General features: G+C 72.8%; 12 protein-coding genes and 1 pseudogene. 9 read left to right on the top strand and 4 right to left on the bottom strand.

What is annotated here, in order from left to right; all coding sequences use genetic code 11:
- Positions 1–385: 385 nt before the first annotated feature.
- The 3 genes from AB0M28_RS30450 to AB0M28_RS30460 all read left to right on the top strand — a co-directional run bounded on the left by AB0M28_RS30450 (position 386) and on the right by AB0M28_RS30460 (position 6,391).
- Positions 386–979 carry an ATP-binding protein gene (locus AB0M28_RS30450; protein ID WP_365412128.1) on the top strand — a complete coding sequence of 198 codons (594 nt, stop codon included), beginning with the start codon at positions 386–388 and terminating at the stop codon, positions 977–979.
- 317 nt (positions 980–1,296) lie between these two features.
- On the top strand, positions 1,297–5,058 hold the full coding sequence (locus AB0M28_RS30455) for an ABC transporter ATP-binding protein (protein ID WP_365412187.1): 3,762 nt from the start codon (positions 1,297–1,299) through the stop codon (positions 5,056–5,058).
- Positions 5,059–5,140: 82 nt separating this feature from the next.
- Positions 5,141–6,391 carry a hypothetical protein gene (locus AB0M28_RS30460; RefSeq protein ID WP_365412131.1) on the top strand — a complete coding sequence of 417 codons (1,251 nt, stop codon included), beginning with the start codon at positions 5,141–5,143 and terminating at the stop codon, positions 6,389–6,391.
- A gap of 19 nt (positions 6,392–6,410) precedes the next feature.
- On the opposite strand, the gene AB0M28_RS30465 is transcribed toward AB0M28_RS30460, so the two are convergent.
- The 3 genes from AB0M28_RS30465 to AB0M28_RS30475 all read right to left on the bottom strand — a co-directional run bounded on the left by AB0M28_RS30465 (position 6,411) and on the right by AB0M28_RS30475 (position 8,847).
- Complete coding sequence (locus AB0M28_RS30465) at positions 6,411–7,007, bottom strand: Uma2 family endonuclease (protein ID WP_365412134.1); 597 nt, start codon at positions 7,005–7,007, stop codon at positions 6,411–6,413.
- Positions 7,008–7,079: 72 nt separating this feature from the next.
- The gene (locus AB0M28_RS30470; RefSeq protein ID WP_365412137.1) at positions 7,080–7,928 is read right to left on the bottom strand and encodes a triphosphoribosyl-dephospho-CoA synthase; all 849 of its coding nucleotides are present in this window, start codon (positions 7,926–7,928) and stop codon (positions 7,080–7,082) included.
- Between the two features lie 4 nt (positions 7,929–7,932).
- Entirely contained in the window at positions 7,933–8,847 is a 915-nt protein-coding gene (locus tag AB0M28_RS30475; RefSeq protein WP_365412140.1) for an intradiol ring-cleavage dioxygenase, read from the bottom strand.
- A gap of 228 nt (positions 8,848–9,075) precedes the next feature.
- Between AB0M28_RS30475 and AB0M28_RS30480 the strand changes: the two are divergent.
- Positions 9,076–9,621, top strand: a pseudogene (locus AB0M28_RS30480) (glycoside hydrolase family 25 protein); the annotation flags it as partial.
- Positions 9,622–9,976: 355 nt separating this feature from the next.
- Here AB0M28_RS30480 and AB0M28_RS30485 read toward each other — a convergent pair.
- Positions 9,977–10,591: a TetR/AcrR family transcriptional regulator gene (locus AB0M28_RS30485; RefSeq protein WP_365412142.1), complete on the bottom strand. Its 615-nt coding sequence runs from the start codon at positions 10,589–10,591 to the stop codon at positions 9,977–9,979.
- A gap of 89 nt (positions 10,592–10,680) precedes the next feature.
- On the opposite strand from AB0M28_RS30485, the gene AB0M28_RS30490 reads away from it, so the two are divergent.
- The 5 genes from AB0M28_RS30490 to AB0M28_RS30510 all read left to right on the top strand — a co-directional run bounded on the left by AB0M28_RS30490 (position 10,681) and on the right by AB0M28_RS30510 (position 17,643).
- Entirely contained in the window at positions 10,681–12,300 is a 1,620-nt protein-coding gene (locus AB0M28_RS30490; protein WP_365412144.1) for a carboxyl transferase domain-containing protein, read from the top strand.
- A gap of 8 nt (positions 12,301–12,308) precedes the next feature.
- The gene (locus tag AB0M28_RS30495) at positions 12,309–14,300 is read left to right on the top strand and encodes a biotin carboxylase N-terminal domain-containing protein (protein ID WP_365412147.1); all 1,992 of its coding nucleotides are present in this window, start codon (positions 12,309–12,311) and stop codon (positions 14,298–14,300) included.
- Complete coding sequence (locus AB0M28_RS30500; protein WP_365412149.1) at positions 14,297–15,232, top strand: hydroxymethylglutaryl-CoA lyase; 936 nt, start codon at positions 14,297–14,299, stop codon at positions 15,230–15,232. The genes AB0M28_RS30495 and AB0M28_RS30500 overlap by 4 nt, the downstream gene beginning before the upstream one ends.
- Position 15,233: 1 nt before the next feature.
- Positions 15,234–16,403, top strand: coding sequence for an acyl-CoA dehydrogenase family protein (locus tag AB0M28_RS30505; protein ID WP_365412152.1), 1,170 nt, complete (start codon positions 15,234–15,236; stop codon positions 16,401–16,403).
- 208 nt (positions 16,404–16,611) lie between these two features.
- Positions 16,612–17,643: an ABC transporter substrate-binding protein gene (locus AB0M28_RS30510; RefSeq protein ID WP_365412155.1), complete on the top strand. Its 1,032-nt coding sequence runs from the start codon at positions 16,612–16,614 to the stop codon at positions 17,641–17,643.

Here is a 17,643-nt window from a genome sequence, read left to right on the forward strand (position 1 = left end):
CAGCTCCGCGGACCGCTGCTCCAGCGCCCGGAACTGCTCGAGCAGCCGGTCGGCGTCGACCTCGCGGTGGGGGCGGAGCCCCCAGACCCCCGCACGGACCGCACCGCACCGCCCCGCACGGACCCGCCCCGCGCCGAACCCCGCACGCACCGCCCCCGCACCGCGCCGAACCCCGCACCGCACCACCCCCGCACGGACCCGCCCCGCACCGCACCACCCCGCGCCGAACCCCGCCCCTAACCGACCACCCCACCCCCCGTACCACGCACCCCCCGTGATTGCAGCTGTAAGTGCAGATGCACTTGCAGCGGTAAGTGCACATCCCCCAGGATGTCTACGCAAGCCCGTTCGTCCAACATCCCTTCCGTCCCGCAGGAGTTCGGCGATGGCAGCCAGCGCCCCACCGGCGCCGGGCGTGGATCTCGCGCCCGGTCCGGCTCACGCGTGGGCCACGGCCTGCGAGTACGCCGCGTGCACGCTGGACACGGAGCCCGGATCGGCCCGGCTGGCCCGGGACTTCGTGCGGAGCACCCTGCGGGCGTGGGGGTTCGAGGACCGGCTGGCGGATGTGGAGCTCGTGGCGCACGAGTTCGTGGTCAACGCGCTCACGCACGGCCTGGGCCACGTCTGGGCCGAGCCCTGCCCGCATCCGGTGGTCCTGGGCTTGTTCAGGGACGGCGACGACATGCTCTGCGCGGCCTTCGACCCCGGCATACGCCAGCCGAGGCCCGTGTGGCACCGCACGGAGCCGAGCCCTCTCGCGGACGCCGGTCGGGGACTGCAGCTCGTGGCCGCCGTCAGCGAGTACTGGGGCTGGACGCCCCCGGGTCCGGAGGGGAAGGCGGTCTGGGCCGCCTTCTGCTCCGCCCCCGCCGTACCGCCCGCGCTGGCGAACCGCCTGCTGTCGCTCACGGAACTCCTCACGGGCCGCGAGCGCCCCCGCCTGATCACGGCGACAGCACGCCCTGCGGCTGCGTAGCCGAGAGCCCGACGCGGCGAAGCCGACAGCCCCGGCGGCGGCCTAGCCGCGGCGCCCGTCAAAAGACCCGCCCCGGGTGGTCCCCGGGCCCTAGGCCGGATTCCCTGCCCGCACCTGAAACAAAACCCAGCTCATCCGGGTTGTCAGACGTGGTGCCTAGCCTTGGCACTGACGGGACGACGACTGATCGGGACGGATCAGACCGGAGGTGGCTGGTGGCAGCGGAGCAGGCGCGCGCCGCGCAAGCGGGCGGGACGCAGGGCGACGGGGGCGGGGAGGGCCCGGACGGCTGGGCCCGCCGGCTCACCCGTTACTGTCTGCGCTACCGCCGTAACGTCGCGCTGTCGCTGGGCGCCTCCCTCGCCGGTATGGCGATCATGGCGCTCGTCCCGCTGATCCCGAAGCTGATCATCGACGACGTGATCGTCGCGAACGACCGCGAGCTGGCCCCCTGGGCCGTCCTGATGGTCCTCGCCGCGATCGCCGTCTACGCCCTGACGTACGTCCGCCGCTACTACGGCGGCCGCCTCGCCCTCGACGTACAGCACGACCTGCGCACCGAGATGTTCGACGCGATCACCCGCCTCGACGGCCGGCGCCAGGACGAGCTCTCCACCGGCCAGGTCGTCGGCCGCGGGACCACGGACCTGCAGCTGGTCCAGGGCCTGCTCTTCATGATCCCGATGATGATCGGGAACGTGCTGCTCTTCGCGGTCTCCCTGGTCGTGATGTTCTTCCTCTCGCCCCTGCTGACCGTCGTCGCGCTGACCGTCGCCCCGCTGCTGTGGTGGATAGCCGGCCGCAGCCGCACCCGTCTCTTCCCCGCCACCTGGTACGCCCAGCAGCAGGCCGGCGCCGTGGCCTCCGTCGTCGACGGGGCCGTGGGCGGCGTGCGCGTGGTGAAGGGCTTCGGGCAGGAGGCGCAGGAGACGGGCAAGCTGCGCGGGGTCAGCCGCACGCTGTTCGCGGCGCGGCTGCGCACGGTGAAGCTGAACGCCCGCTACACCCCGGCGCTGCAGGCGATCCCGTCCCTCGGCCAGGTCGCGATGCTGGCGCTGGGCGGCTGGATGGCCACGCGCGGCCAGGTCACGCTCGGCACGTTCGTCGCGTTCTCCACCTACCTCGCCCAGCTCACCGGCCCGGTCCGGATGCTGGCGATGATGCTGACCGTGGGCCAGCAGGCGCGCGCGGGCGTGGAGCGGGTCTTCGACCTGATCGACACCGACCCCGAGGTCGAGCAGCGCCCGGACGCGCACGAGCTGCCGGTGTCGGCGGACGCCTCGGTGGAGTTCGACCGCGTCTCCTTCGGGTACGACCCGGAGCACCCGGTGCTGCGGGACTTCTCCCTGCGGATCGCCCCCGGCGAGACGGTTGCCGTGGTCGGCGCGTCCGGCAGCGGCAAGTCCACGCTCTCGCTGCTCATCCCCCGCTACTACGACGTCACCTCGGGCACGATCCGCGTCGGCGGCGAGGACGTACGCGAGCTGACGCTGCCCTCCCTGCGCGCGGCGATCGGGCTCGTACCCGAGAACAGCTTCCTGTTCTCGGAGTCCGTCCGCGACAACATCGCCTACGGCCGCCCCGACGCCACCGACGAGGAGATCCGGGCCGCGGCCCGCGCCGCGCAGGCGGACGGCTTCATCCAGGAGCTGTCCGACGGCTACGACACGGTGGTCGGCGAGCAGGGCATGACGCTCTCCGGCGGCCAGCGCCAGCGCGTCGCCCTGGCCCGGGCGATCCTCACCGACCCCCGGCTGCTGCTCCTGGACGACGCGACCTCGGCCGTCGACGCCCGGATCGAGCAGGAGATCCACGACGCGCTGCGGTCCGTGATGGCGGGCCGTACGACGCTGCTGATCGCCCACCGCCAGTCGACGCTGGCCCTCGCGGACCGGATCGCGGTGCTGGAGCACGGGCGGCTGGTGGACGTGGGCACGCACGACGAACTCGAGGTCCGCTGCCCGCTGTACCGACGGCTGCTGACGCACCCGGACGAGCTGGCGAACGTGGAGCGTGACCCGGCGGCGGACGCGCTGTCGCCCACCGACGGGCACGCACTCTCCGCCACCAACGGAACCGCGCACGCACTCTCCGCCACCAGCCCCGCGCAGACCCTCGCCGCGCCCGGGATCACCCCGGAGCTGTGGGTCCGTAAGAAGGCCGACGACGGCAAGGGCGCCGGTCTCGCCAACACCACCGCCTCGGCGGGCGACCCCTCCGGCTTCGCCGGGATGCTGGCGTCCTCCCCCGCCTCCCCCGAGCTGCTGGCCAAGGTGGCGGCGCTGCCGCCGGCCACGGAGACCCCGGACATCGACGAGGACGCGGCCGAGCGGGCCGAGGAGTCGTACGGTCTGCGCCGTCTGCTCAAGGGCTTCGGCCTGCCGCTGGCCTTCGCGCTCACCGCCGTCGCGGCGGACGCCGTGGGCGGGCTGCTGCTGCCGATCCTGATCCGGAACGGCATCGACGACGGCGTGCAGCGGATGGCGCTGGGCGCGGTGTGGACGGCGTCCCTGCTGGCGCTGGCCGTGGTGCTGGGCCAGTGGGCGGCCCAGATCGCCTCCGCGCGGCTGACCGGCCGTACGGGCGAGCGGGTGCTGTACGCGCTGCGCGTCAAGATATTCGCCCAGCTCCAGCGCCTGGGCTTGGACTACTACGAGCGCCACCTCACCGGCAAGATCATGACCCGGATGACGACGGACGTGGACGCGCTGTCGACGTTCCTCCAGACGGGCCTGGTCACGGCGGTCGTCAGCCTGCTGACCTTCTTCGGCATCCTGGTCGCGCTGCTGGTCATCGACGTCCAGCTGGCCCTGGTCGTGTTCGCCACCCTGCCCCCGCTGATCATCGGTACGTACTTCTTCCGCCGGCAGAGCGTGAAGGCGTACGAGCTGGCCCGCGAGCGGGTCAGCGTGGTCAACGGCGATCTGCAGGAGTCGGTCGCCGGTCTGCGGATCGTGCAGGCGTTCCGCCGGGAGACGGGCGGGGCGGAGCGCTTCGCGGAGCGCAGCGACGGCTACCGCCAGGCGCGGGTGCGGGGCCAGTGGCTGATATCGGTGTACTTCCCGTTCGTGCAGCTGCTGGCGACGATCGCGGCGACGGGTGTGCTGGTGGTCGGCGCGGACCGGGTGTCGGCGGGCACGTTGACGGCCGGTGCGCTGGTCGCGTACCTCCTCTACATCGACCTGTTCTTCGCCCCGGTCCAGCAGCTCTCCCAGGTCTTCGACGGCTACCAGCAGGCGTCGGTGTCGCTGAAGCGGATCCAGGAGCTGCTGGCCGAGGACACCTCGACGCCCGCCCCGGCCCGCCCGGAGCCGGTGCCGGACCGGCTGCGCGGCGAGCTGGCCTTCGACGACGTCCACTTCAGCTACGCCGGCTCCGCCGACAACGCCCTCGCGGGGCTGAACCTCACCATCCCCGCGGGCCAGACGGTCGCCTTCGTCGGCGAGACGGGCGCGGGCAAGTCCACGCTCGTCAAGCTGGCGGCGCGGTTCTACGACCCGACCTCGGGTGCGGTGCGCGTCGACGGCACGGACCTGCGCGACCTCGACCTGACGGCGTTCCGCCACCGGCTGGGCGTCGTCCCGCAGGAGTCGTACCTCTTCCCCGGCACGGTCCGCGACGCGATCGCCTACGGCCGCCCGGACGCCACGGACGCGGAGGTGGAGGCGGCGGCCCGCGCGGTCGGCGCCCACGACATGGTCGCCACGCTCTCCGACGGCTACCTCCACGAGGTCGCGGAACGCGGCCGCAACCTCTCCGCGGGCCAGCGCCAGCTGATAGCCCTGGCCCGGGCGGAGCTGGTGAACCCGGACATCCTCCTCCTGGACGAGGCCACGGCGGCCCTGGACCTGGCCACGGAGTCCCTGGTCAACCAGGCCACGGACCGCCTGGCGGTCAAACGCACCACGCTGGTGGTGGCCCACCGCCTCACCACGGCGGCCCGCGCGGACCGCGTCGTGGTCCTGGACCACGGCCGCGTGGTGGAGGACGGCACGCACGACGAACTACTGACACTGAACGGCCGCTACGCGTCCCTGTGGCGCACGTACATGGGCGAGCCGGCGACGGCGGCGGCGTAGCCCGGACGGTCTGACGTCGGGGGGCGGGGAGGACTGGCCCGCCCCCCGCCCGGTGTCAGACCCTCCCGCTAGCGTGCGGTGCATGCCGTTGAACGACACCTTCGCCGCGCGCATGGCCGAACCCGACTTCTGGCCCCTCTACTTCTTCGACGCCGACGCCCCCGACGTCTGGGACGACGAGGCGGAGGAACAGGAGTCGCAGGCAACGGTCTTCGATCTGGGCGACGGCATCGGGCTGGAGCTCCGCATCACACTCGCCCACGAGTTGATACAGCTCGCCGTCACCTCCCCGGACGGCACCGAGGGGGCCGAGGTCGGCTGGGACGACCAGGCGTGCTTCTTCCCGCACGTGATGCCGTGGCGCGAGCTCGACCTGCTGTGCCGCGCGGCGGCGTTGCACGACCCTTCGCTGCGGCATCCGGGGCCGATGCTGGCGCTGCTGTGCCGGTTCGCGTTCCTGGCGGAGGGCGACGATCTGGACGGCATCACACCACTGCTGGACGCGGCGTTCGCGTCGGTCCGTCCCGGACCGGAGCCGGTAGCCGTACGCGAGGAGACGCGCGACTGGTTCGACCTGCGGGATCTGCGCGGCAGCGGGGTCACGTGGAGCACCCGGCCGGACGGCCATCCGGCGGTGCAGCAGCTCGGCCGGTACCGGTTGCCGCTGTACTCGATGCGCTTCCCGGACAGCGAGGATTTCCCGTTCGCCGCCTGGGCCACTCTGCTGGACCGTGCCGGCCGCCTGCTGACGACGGCAGCCGAGGACACGGCCCTCAGCGCCCCGGCGGTACGCCGCGCCCTCGACCGCTGCACGGCCCTCGACGGCCACACCCAACTGCCCGCACTGGCCACCGCACTGTCGGAAGCGGGCTACGCCCACGCCGTCCTCGTCCGTGCGCTGACCCACCCCGTGCACCGCACGGAGGCCGCCTGGGCGGTCGAGACCCTGGCCGGGCTGCCGCAGGGCGAGCTGGTGGCCCGTTGGTCCGGACCGAGCCCTCTGACGGCCAGCGGGTCGTGGCGGCTGTCGCTGACGCTCCCCGCACGGCGTCGGACGTCGCGCTTCGGTCAGGAGGTCGCCGATGAGCTGAACGCCGCACTCAGGGAGGTCGGCCTGGGATCGGCCGAGGCCAACGGGGGGACGTCGCGCCAGACGGCCAACGGCTGGATCCGCGAGTCCGACAACGTGGACGTCCTGATACGCGACGACCTCACGGCCGGCGTGGCCGTGATCTCACGGGTGCTCCATTCCCACCAAGCCGCCGCGACAGCCACGCTCAAACATGACGTCGAGCCCTACGGACCCATCTCGCTGCCGCCCGCCCCGGCCTGACCCGCCAGGGGAAGGCGGCTCAGAACGTGTCGATCGCCGTCAGGTCGATGTCGATCGGGAACGGGCCGGGGGTTGCCAGGTTGTCGCAGGCGATCTTCATCAGGGCGTAGGTCGACGTGGCCGGGTCGAGTTCGTAGACGTAGACGACCGGGCGCAGGCCTTGGTCCTTCTCCACCCGCCAGAAGTGCGGGATCCCGGCCTGCGCGTACTTGTCGGGCTTGACCTCGCGGTCGCGGTCCTCGGACTCCGCGGAGGCGACCTCGACGGCCAGCGCCACGTCCTCCGGGCGGTAAGTAGTCGCCTCGGCGTCCAGCGAGCGGGCGTCGGCCTTCAGCACCATGAGGTCCGGCTCGGGGCGGTTGCGGCGGCCGAGGGTGACGGTCATCCGCCGGACCATCGCGAATCCCTGCGGGGCCTGGGCTCTCAGCGCGAACAACAGGAAATCGCCGACGAGCATGTGAAAGAACGTCTGCGGACTCGCGAAGACGAGGCTCCCGTCGATCAGCTCCGTGTGCGGAGGCAGCCCGGAGAGCCGGTCAAGGTCGTCGGCCGTGAAACCGCCCGCCGGTGGGACGAGCCACTCGGGCACCGGCGCCGCGCTCAAGTCTTCTCCCATGGCCGGGATTCTCGTCTCGGAACGGGCATACCCGGGGCGAACGCGCATATGGCCACTCCAACGGATGGCACATCAGCCCGACCTTGACGGTCTCCCGTCCAGGAACAGCGCCCCCGCCAGGACGTACGCGCTGCCCCATGGTGTGAGGCCCGAGGAGCGGAGGTCCTCGTCGTACGACCGCCACGCCTGCGGGGTCGAGGCGGCGAGGGCCGACCGGGCTCCCGACTGGGCCGTGCGGAGGCCGTGGGGGCCCGCGTGGTGGAGCAGGCCCGTGTCCGGGAGCGTCGACGTCACCGTGAGGAGTGCCGTGACGCGGGCCGCCGGTTCGCGCGCGCCGCGGCGGCGGGCCTCCCGCAGGGTCCGCAGCGCCGCGCGGACGTGCGGGAAGCCGGCGCGGGCCTCGCCGCGGGCGCCCGCCGCGCCGTACCGGGCCGAGGCCGTCTGGCCCGGGGACGGGCGGCGGGGCGCCCGGGCGTCCGGGAGCGTCGCCAGCCGGCCGGCCAGGGCCGGCAGCCCGTCGGCCGGTGCGGCCGGGTGCAGGGCGGCCGCCGCCACCAGGCTGCCGAGGAGCCAGACCGCGCCGTGGTGCGGGGCCGGGGCGGCGGACGCCGCCGCCGCGCGCGCCGAGCGCTCCGTGGCGCGGCCGATCGAACCCAGCTCCGCCCGCAGGGCCGGGCCTGCCGCGCCGGTACGGCGGGCGGACGCCGCCATCGCCGCGAAGCCGGGCCGCAGCGCCCGCGCCGACCAGCGCAGAGCGCCCAGCCGGGGGTCGCCGTCGTCCGGCAGTCCCGGCTTCGGCGCCAGCTCCAGCACGGCCACCAGCGCGTCCACGGCGGCCGCCGCCAGAGCGGCATCGGACCGGCCCGTCGGCCGGACGGCCAACCCGGGCCGGACCGGCGCGGACCGCACCACGTACCCCATCGCCCTACGACGCCGGCGGCGACGGCGGCGCCGAGCCGGTCGGCGGCTCGCCCGACGGCGGCGTACCGCCCCCGCCGCTGCCCGCGCCCGTGCTTTCCGCGTCGGGGTCGATGCCGAGGGTGATCGTGCCCCTGTAGCCCTTCGCCGCCGAGCCCTCGAGGGCGAGCAGGCCGCTCGCGGTGCCCTTGCCGTCGTACACCATGTCGTCGGCGAGCCTGGTGTACGTGCCGGTGTGCTGCGCGTACGGCTCCACCGCGAAGACGCCCTCGGCGGTGTCGTCGGGGAAGAACAGCTGCCCGGTGTAGTTGGTCTTCCCGCCCTCGTACGTGCCGTCGGCCTTCTCCCCGCCGGTGTGCACGCGGATGTGGATGTGGCAGGTCCGCGGCGTGTACCAGCCCGGGAAGATCGTCCTGAACTTCACCACGCCGTTGCCGCCGGCGATCTGGTAGCCGCGCAGATACGTCTTGTCGTTCGCGTCCGAGCCGTCCTCGCTCTCCGCCGGGGCGGAGCCGCCGGGGTTGGCCGTGGTGTAGCCCGAGTAGTAGCCCCAGGCGTCGCAGTGCCAGATCTCGACCGCCGCGCCCTTCACCGGGGCGCAGGAGTCGGTGGTGTCCTGGACGGTGATCTCCAGGTCGAGGGGGACGCCCTCCTTGCCCTCGGTGATGTCCTTGCGGACCAGGGCCCCGTCCAGGTAGTACGGCCCTTCGGTGACGCTGGACATCAGGACGCACTGCCCGCCGGAGACGGATGTGCCCGTCGCGGTCGCGGTCCCTTCGGCGGTCGCCGCCGTGCCCGCGGACTCCTCGCCGAACGCCGCGTAGCCGACCGCCGCGGCCGCTCCCACTCCGGCCGCAGCCCCGCCCCCGAGGGCGATCGCCCGGCGCCTGCTCATTTTCGATTGCGCGTGTTTCGCTGCCATGACGGGAATTCTGCGTACCGGTCTGTGCCGGGGGTCGGACCCCGCTGTGCGTGAGCTGTGGATCCTCCGGGCGGACGATGCCGGCAGGGCGGCGCACGGTAGCAGGCGCGGGGCGCCGCTGGGCGCGTACGCCGAAGCCACCGCGCGTGCCCCGTTGCGGCGGGACGATGGCGGGTACGACCACCGTTGTCCAACGCCCGTCCGACGACGGCCGCCCGGGAGGCGCGTGTGATCAAGGGCATCGACGTCAGCAACCACCAGTCGACGTTCCCGACCAGCGGCTACGACTTCTGCTTCGTCAAGGCGACCGAGGGCCGCACCTTCACCGACCCCAAGCAGTCCGACCACGCCCGCCGGGCACGGTCCGCGGGCATGGTGGTGGGCTTCTACCACTTCCTGTGGCCGGACAACATCGCCGCGCAGGCACGGTACTTCACGGAGGAGTGCGCATCCCGCCCCGGCGACGTACTGGCCTGCGACTGGGAGCGCACCGGCTCCGGTACGGCGGCGGGTTCGGCGGAGAAGGACGCGTTCCTGCGCGAGGTGAAGCGGCTGCGTCCGGACCACCGGGTGCTGCTCTACTGCAACACGGACTTCTGGCTCAACCGCGACACCAGCTCCTTCGCCGGCGACGGCCTGTGGATCGCGCACTACGGGGTCGGGGCGGGGAGTCCGGGCGTGCAGGCCCGGTGGCTGATCCACCAGTACACGTCGAGCCCGCTCGACACCAACGTGGCACGGTTCGACTCCCGGGCGCAGATGCGGGCCTGGGCCGAGGAGGATGACATGGCACTGACCGACGGCGACGCCAAGAAGGTCTGGACGCTCGACTTCGTCCAGGCGCCGGTGGTGACCCCGGAGAACCCCACCTGGGCACCCGCCAGCTATCTCCGGGACACGAACCTGCGCACCCGGGACGTACAGGCCAAGCTCGCGGACCTGCGGCAGGTGGAGCTCACACCGGAGCAGATCGCCGCTCTCGCGGCGGCGCTGGCGGAGCATCCGCAGCTGGCGGAGCAGATCGCGGAGAAGGTGGCCGAGAAGCTCGCGGCCCGGCTCGCGCAGTAGCCCTCGGCGGCCGGTCGGCCGCCGCGGCCGACAGCACCCGGCCGGCGGCCCGTCGGCCGCCTCACTCCCCCGCCGAAGACTCCCCCGACGAAGACACCGCCGCCGCCCCGAACGCCCCCCGCGCCAGCCGGAACAGCAGCTCCCCCGTCTCCTCCCGCCCCGGCAGCGACGCCCGGGGGCTGAGGTGCGGGGTGGAGTTCAGCAGCCCGAACACCGCGTGCACCGCCGTGCGCGCCTCCGGCTCGCCCAGTCCCGTGTACGCCGAGCGCACGGCGGCCACCCACAGCTCGACGTACTGCCGCTGCAGCTGGCGTACCAGCTTGCGGTCCTCGTCGCGCAGCCGGTCCAGCTCCCGGTCGTGCAGGATGATCAGCGGGCGGTCGTGCAGCGCGAAGTCGATATGGCCGCGGATCAGCTCGTCCAGCAGCTCGTCGCCGGACGCCGCCGCGGAGCGCTGCCGGCCCGCGGCCAGCAGCCGCTCGCTGATGCCCACCAGCAGCTCCGCGAGCATCGCGTCCTTGCCGGGGAAGTGGCGGTAGAGGCCCGGGCCGCTGATGCCCACGGCCGCGCCTATCTCGTCCACGCCCACGCCGTGGAAGCCGCGCTCGGCGAAGAGGCGTGCCGCCTCTTTCAGGATCTGCTCGCGCCGCGTGAGCGCGGGGGCCTCTGTGCTCATGGAATCCATCCTAGACAGCCCCGTTAATGGTCGTTAACCTGAAGGCAACACGTTAACGCTCATTAACCTATCTGCGTAAGGGGCCACGAGTGGACCAGGACGCACCCGTCCTCGGCAGCGCCGCCGATCCGGCGTCCGATGCCTGGCGGACCAACGAGGCCGCGCACCGGGCGCTCGTCGGCGAGCTCCACGGGAAGCTGGCGGCGGCGCGCGAGGGCGGCGGCGAGAAGGCGCGCGCCCGGCACACCGCGCGCGGCAAGCTGCTGCCGCGCGACCGGGTCGACACCCTCCTCGACGCCGGCTCGCCGTTCCTGGAGCTGGCGCCGCTCGCCGCGAACGGCATGTACGGGGACGCGGCGCCCGCCGCCGGCGTGATCGCCGGGATCGGCCGGGTCTCCGGCCGCGAGTGCGTGATCGTCGCGAACGACGCCACCGTCAAGGGCGGCACGTACTACCCGATGACGGTGAAGAAGCACCTGCGCGCCCAGGAGGTCGCGCTGGAGAACCGGCTGCCGTGCGTGTACCTGGTGGACTCCGGCGGCGCCTTCCTGCCGATGCAGGACGAGGTCTTCCCGGACCGCGAGCACTTCGGCCGGATCTTCTACAACCAGGCCCGGCTGTCCGGCGCCGGCATCCCGCAGATCGCGGCCGTCATGGGCTCCTGCACGGCCGGCGGGGCGTACGTCCCCGCGATGTCCGACGAGGCGGTCATCGTCCGCAACCAGGGCACGATCTTCCTCGGCGGCCCGCCGCTGGTGAAGGCCGCGACCGGCGAGGTCGTCACGGCGGAGGAGCTGGGCGGCGGCGAGGTGCACTCCCGTACGTCCGGGGTCACGGACCACCTCGCGGAGGACGACGCGCACGCCCTGCGGATCGTGCGGAACATCGTCGCCACGCTGCCGGAGCGCGGCCCGCTCCCCTGGTCGGTGCGGACCGGCGAGGAGCCGAAGGCCGACCCGGCGGGCCTGTACGGCGCGGTCCCCGTCGACTCCCGCACCCCGTACGACAGCCGCGAGATCATCGCCCGGATCGTGGACGGCTCGCGCTTCCAGGAGTTCAAGGCGGAGTTCGGTACGACGCTGGTGACCGGCTTCGCCCGGATCCACGGCCACCCCGTGGGGATCGTCGCCAACAACGGCATCCTGTTCTCCGAGTCCGCCCAGAAGGGCGCGCACTTCATCGAGCTGTGCGACCAGCGCGGCATCCCGCTGCTGTTCCTGCAGAACATCTCCGGCTTCATGGTCGGCCGCGACTACGAGGCGGGCGGCATCGCCAAGCACGGCGCGAAGATGGTCACCGCCGTGGCCTGCACGCGGGTGCCGAAGCTGACCGTGGTGGTCGGCGGCAGCTACGGCGCGGGCAACTACTCGATGTGCGGCCGGGCGTACAGTCCCCGCTTCCTGTGGATGTGGCCGAACGCCAAGATCTCCGTGATGGGTGGCGAGCAGGCGGCCTCGGTGCTGGCCACCGTCAAGCGCGACCAGCTGGAGGGCCGCGGCGAGGAGTGGTCCGCGGAGGACGAGGAGTCGTTCAAGTCACCCGTTCGAGCGCAGTACGAGACGCAGGGCAACGCGTACTACGCGACTGCCCGTCTCTGGGACGACGGGGTCATCGACCCGCTGGAGACCCGGCAGGTCCTCGGCCTCGCCCTGACCGCCTGTGCCAACGCGCCCCTGGGTGACCCCCAGTTCGGCGTCTTCCGGATGTGAGGACGGGAATGTTCGAGACAGTTCTCATCGCCAACCGCGGCGAGATCGCGGTCCGCGTCATCCGCACGCTGCGCGCGCTCGGCGTGCGCTCGGCCGCCGTGTTCACCGACGCGGACGCGTCGGCCCTGCATGTACGGGAGGCCGACACGGCCGTCCGCGTCGACAGCTATCTGTCGGCGGAGGAGCTGGTACGGGCCGCCCGGGCCGCCGACGCGCAGGCCGTCCACCCCGGCTACGGCTTCCTCGCCGAGAACGCGCCGTTCGCGCGCCGGTGCGCCGACGCCGGTCTGGTCTTCCTCGGCCCCACCGCGGCGGCGATCGAGCTGATGGGCGACAAGATCCGCGCCAAGGAGACGGTGCGGGCGGCCGGCGTGCCGGTCGTCCCGGGCTCCTCCGGCAGCGGGCTGACCGACGCCGAACTGATCGCCGCGGCCCGGGAGATCGGCGTCCCGGTGCTGCTGAAGCCCAGCGCGGGCGGCGGCGGCAAGGGCATGCGCCTGGTGCGGGACCTGGCGCTGCTCCCGGAGGAGATCGCGGCCGCCCGCCGCGAGGCCCGCTCCTCGTTCGGCGACGACACGCTGCTGCTGGAGCGGTGGATCGACCGGCCCCGGCACATCGAGATCCAGGTGCTGGCGGACACCCACGGGAACGTGGTCCACCTCGGCGAGCGCGAGTGCTCCCTGCAGCGGCGCCACCAGAAGATCATCGAGGAGGCGCCGTCCGTCCTGCTCGACGAGGCGACCCGCGCCTCGATGGGCGAGGCGGCGGTGCAGGCGGCGCGCTCCTGCGGTTACGTCGGCGCGGGCACGGTGGAGTTCATCGTGCCGGGCGGCGACCCCTCCGCGTACTACTTCATGGAGATGAACACCCGCCTCCAGGTCGAGCACCCGGTCACCGAGCTGATCACGGGACTGGACCTGGTGGAGTGGCAGCTGCGGGTGGCGGCGGGCGAGGAACTGCCCTTCGTACAGGACGACATCACCCTCACTGGGCACGCCGTCGAGGCGCGGATCTGCGCCGAGACGGCGCGCGTGAGCGGGGAGAAGGTCGACTTCCTGCCGTCGGCGGGCGCGGTGCGGCTGCTGCGCGAGCCGTCCGGCCCCGGCGTACGGGTCGACTCGGGGCTCTACGAGGGCTCCGAGGTCGGCACCTCGTACGACCCGATGCTGGCCAAGGTCATCGCGTACGGGCCCGACCGGGCCACCGCGCTGCGCCGGCTGCGTGCCGCGCTGGCCGGCACGGTGATCCTCGGCGTCGACACGAACGCCGGGTTCCTGCGGCGGCTGCTGGCGCACCCGGCGGTGGTCTCCGGCGAGCTGGACACGGGGCTGGTGGACCGGGACGCGGCGGCGCTGGTGCCCGGCGGGGTGCCGGACGAGGTGTACGCCACGGCGGCGCTGCTGGTGCGGGGCGGGCTGGAGCCCGCCCGCGAGGGCTGGGTGAACCCGTTCTCCGTGCCGAGCGGCTGGCGGATGGGCGGCACCCCCGCCCCCACGGCCCACCATCTGCGGGTGCCGGGGCACGAGCCGGTACGCCTCGACGTCACCGTGCGGGGCGGCGCGGCCCTGGTGGACGGGGAGCCGGCGGCGCTGAGCCGCCCGGCGCCGGACACCGCCGTGCTGGAACGCGGCGGGCTCACCCACCGGTTCACCGTGGCCGCCGACCCCGAGGGCTGGCTGCTCGGCCGCGACGGCGACACCTGGCACGTCCGCCGCCACGACCCCCTGGCGCTCAGCGGCGCAGCGGCGGCAGGCGGCGCCGACGCGCTGACCGCGCCCATGCCCGGCACGGTCACCGTGGTGAAGGCGGCCGTGGGCGACCACGTCGAGGCGGGCCAGAGCCTGCTGGTCGTGGAGGCGATGAAGATGGAGCACGTGATCAGCGCCCCGCACGCCGGGACGGTCACCGAACTGGAGGTGACGGCAGGCTCGACGGTCGCGATGGACCAGGTCCTGGCGGTCGTCATGCCCGACGAGACGGGTGAGGAGGCCGCGGAATGACGCTGCCCATGGAGTTCCCCGCGCAGAGCCTCCCCGCCCGGGTCCGCATCCACGAGGTGGGCCCGCGCGACGGCCTGCAGAACGAGAAGTCCCAGGTGCCCACCGACGTCAAGGCGGAGTTCATCCACCGCCTGGCCGGCGCGGGCCTGACGACGATCGAGGCCACCAGCTTCGTCCACCCCAAGTGGGTGCCGCAGCTGGCGGACGCCGAGGACCTGTTCCCCCGGCTCGCGGACCTCCAGGGCGTCGACCTCCCGGTCCTGGTCCCCAACTCCCGCGGTCTGGAGCGCGCCCAGGCGCTGGGCGCCACCCGGATCGCGGTCTTCGCCAGCGCCACGGAGACCTTCGCCCAGCGCAACCTCAACCGGTCGGTCGACGAGTCGATGGCGATGTTCGAGCCGGTGGTGGCGGCGGCCAAGGAGGCCCGGGCGCACGTCCGCGGCTATCTCTCGATGTGCTTCGGCGACCCCTGGGAGGGCGCGGTCCCGGTCCACCAGGTCGTCGCGGCCTGCCGCCGGCTCATCGACATGGGCTGCGACGAGCTGAGCCTCGGCGACACCATCGGCGTGGCCACCCCCGGCCACGTCCAGGAGCTGCTCTCCCGGCTCAACGAGGAGGGGGTGCCCACCGACCGGCTGGGCGTCCACTTCCACGACACCTACGGCCAGGCCCTGGCCAACACCCTCGCCGCGCTGCAGCACGGCGTGACCACCGTCGACGCCAGCGCGGGCGGCCTCGGCGGCTGCCCGTACGCCAAGAGCGCCACCGGCAACCTCGCCACCGAGGACCTCGTGTGGATGCTCGCCGGCCTCGGCATCGACACCGGCGTCGACCTCGACAAGCTCGTCGCCACCAGCGTCTGGATGGCCGGTGAACTCGGCCGCCCCAGCCCCTCCCGCACCGTGACGGCCCTCTCCCACAAGGAGTCCTGACATGTCCCTCGACCACCGCCTCTCCCCCGAACTCGAGGAACTCCGCCGTACGGTCGAGCAGTTCGCGCACGAGGTCGTCGCGCCGAAGATCGGCGACTTCTACGAGCGGCACGAGTTCCCGTACGACATCGTCCGCGAGATGGGCCGGATGGGCCTGTTCGGGCTGCCCTTCCCCGAGGAGTTCGGCGGGATGGGCGGCGACTACCTGGCGCTGGGCATCGCCCTGGAGGAGCTGGCCCGCGTCGACTCGTCCGTGGCCATCACCCTGGAGGCCGCCGTCTCGCTGGGCGCGATGCCGATCCACCTCTTCGGCACCGAGGAGCAGAAGCGGCAGTGGCTGCCGAAGCTGTGCTCCGGCGAGATGCTGGGCGCCTTCGGCCTCACCGAGCCCGAGTGCGGCTCGGACGCGGGCGGCACGCGCACCACGGCCCGCATCGACGAGGCGACGGGCGAGTGGGTGATCAACGGCTCGAAGTGCTTCATCACCAACTCCGGTACGGACATCACCGGACTGGTCACGGTCACCGCCGTCACCGGCACCCGCGCGAACGGCAAGCCGGAGATCTCCTCGATCATCGTGCCGTCGGGCACGCCGGGCTTCACGGTGGCCGCCCCGTACTCCAAGGTCGGCTGGAACGCCTCCGACACCCGCGAGCTGTCCTTCGACGACGTCCGCGTCCCCGCGGCGAACCTGCTCGGCGAACGGGGCCGCGGCTACGCCCAGTTCCTGCGCATCCTCGACGAGGGCCGGATCGCGATCGCCGCGCTCGGCACCGGCCTGGCCCAGGGCTGCGTCGACGAGTCGGTGAAGTACGCCAAGGAGCGCCACGCCTTCGGCCGCCCGATCGGGGCCAACCAGGCGATCCAGTTCAAGCTGGCGGACATGGAGATGAGGGCGCACACCTCCCGCCTCGCCTGGCGCGACGCGGCCTCCCGGCTGGTGCACGGCGAGCCGTTCAAGAAGGAGGCGGCGCTGGCCAAGCTCTACTCGTCCACGATCGCCGTCGACAACGCCCGCGAGGCCACCCAGATCCACGGCGGCTACGGCTTCATGAACGAGTACCCGGTGGCCCGCATGTGGCGCGACTCCAAGATCCTGGAGATCGGCGAGGGCACGAGCGAGGTCCAGCGCATGCTCATCGCCCGCGAGCTGAGCCTCCCGGACGCGTGACCCGAGCGGGTACGGCCCTCACCCCGGGGGCCGCACCCGCACCGGGCGTGCCGCTCCGACGTACGGGCGGGGCTGGCGGCTGCAGCGGGGGTACGAGGCGTTGCCAGGGGCCCGGGGGTTGACGAGAAGTTAGGTTAGGTTAACCTAAGCGCATCGTTGGTCCGCGTCTGCCGGGCCGCCTCCCCGTGTGCGAAAGCTGAGACCCCCCATGCCCGAAAACCTGACCCGTCGCGGAATCCTCGCCGCCGGTGGCGCCCTCGGAATCACCGCGTTGCTCGCCGCCTGCGGCGACGACAAGAGCGGCGGCTCGGACTCGGGCGCGGCGAAGGAGACGAAGAAGGACGGCCCCTGGTCCTTCAAGGACGACCGCGGCGAGACCGCGCAGAAGCCCACCGCCCCGAAGAACATCGTCGCCTTCACGGGCACCGCAGCCGCCCTCCACGACTACGGCGTCGAGGTCAAGGGCGTCTTCGGCCCGACCAAGACCGCGGACGGCAAGGCCGACGTGCAGGCCGGCGACCTCGACGTGAACAAGGTCGAGATCATCGGCAACGTCTGGGGCGAGTTCAACATCGAGAAGTACGCCGCCCTGGCCCCCGAGGTCCTGATCACCGGCATGTACGACAAGGGCGCGCTCTGGTACGTCCCGGACGAGTCCAAGGACAAGATCCTCAAGCTGGCGCCCAGCGTCGCCCTGATGGTCGCCCGCGAGACCATGCCGAAGGTGCTCGAGCGCCACGCCCAGCTCGCCGAGTCCCTCGGCGCGGACCTGAAGTCGACCGCGGTCGCCGACGCCAGGACGCGCTTCGAGAAGGCCGCCGAGGAGCTGCGCTCCGCCGCCAAGTCCAACCCGGGCGTCAAGGTCCTCATCGCGTCCGGCTCCGCCGACATCCTCTACATCTCCACCCCGGAGCTCTCCGCCGACCTGCTCTACTTCCAGGAGCTCGGTGTCGAGATCGTCGTCCCGGACCGGGAGAAGCTGGACGAGGGCGGCTGGTTCGAGAGCCTGAGCTGGGAGAACGCCGACAAGTACGCGGCGGACGTCATCCTCCTGGACAACCGCACCGGCACCCTGCAGACCGACCAGCTGAAGGACAAGCCCACCTGGGCCAAGCTGCCCGCCGTCGCCGCCGGCCAGGTCGTCCCGCGCGTCACCGAGCCGGTCTTCTCGTACGACAAGTGCGCGCCGATCCTCGAGGACCTGGCGAAGACGATCCTCGCCGCGAAGAAGGTCTCCTGA

This window comes from Streptomyces sp. NPDC051940, from assembly GCF_040680895.1.
GTDB lineage: Bacteria > Actinomycetota > Actinomycetes > Streptomycetales > Streptomycetaceae > Streptomyces.

Excerpts from the sequence above, each read along its gene's own strand:
- AB0M28_RS30450 (WP_365412128.1), top strand. The coding sequence starts at position 386 with ATGGCAGCCAGCGCCCCACCGGCGCCGGGCGTGGATCTCGCGCCCGGT.
- AB0M28_RS30460 (WP_365412131.1), top strand. The coding sequence starts at position 5,141 with ATGCCGTTGAACGACACCTTCGCCGCGCGCATGGCCGAACCCGACTTC.
- AB0M28_RS30465 (WP_365412134.1), bottom strand. The coding sequence starts at position 7,007 with ATGGGAGAAGACTTGAGCGCGGCGCCGGTGCCCGAGTGGCTCGTCCCA.
- AB0M28_RS30470 (WP_365412137.1), bottom strand. The coding sequence starts at position 7,928 with ATGGGGTACGTGGTGCGGTCCGCGCCGGTCCGGCCCGGGTTGGCCGTC.
- AB0M28_RS30475 (WP_365412140.1), bottom strand. The coding sequence starts at position 8,847 with ATGGCAGCGAAACACGCGCAATCGAAAATGAGCAGGCGCCGGGCGATC.
- AB0M28_RS30485 (WP_365412142.1), bottom strand. The coding sequence starts at position 10,591 with ATGAGCACAGAGGCCCCCGCGCTCACGCGGCGCGAGCAGATCCTGAAA.
- AB0M28_RS30495 (WP_365412147.1), top strand. The coding sequence starts at position 12,309 with ATGTTCGAGACAGTTCTCATCGCCAACCGCGGCGAGATCGCGGTCCGC.
- AB0M28_RS30500 (WP_365412149.1), top strand. The coding sequence starts at position 14,297 with ATGACGCTGCCCATGGAGTTCCCCGCGCAGAGCCTCCCCGCCCGGGTC.
- AB0M28_RS30505 (WP_365412152.1), top strand. The coding sequence starts at position 15,234 with ATGTCCCTCGACCACCGCCTCTCCCCCGAACTCGAGGAACTCCGCCGT.
- AB0M28_RS30510 (WP_365412155.1), top strand. The coding sequence starts at position 16,612 with ATGCCCGAAAACCTGACCCGTCGCGGAATCCTCGCCGCCGGTGGCGCC.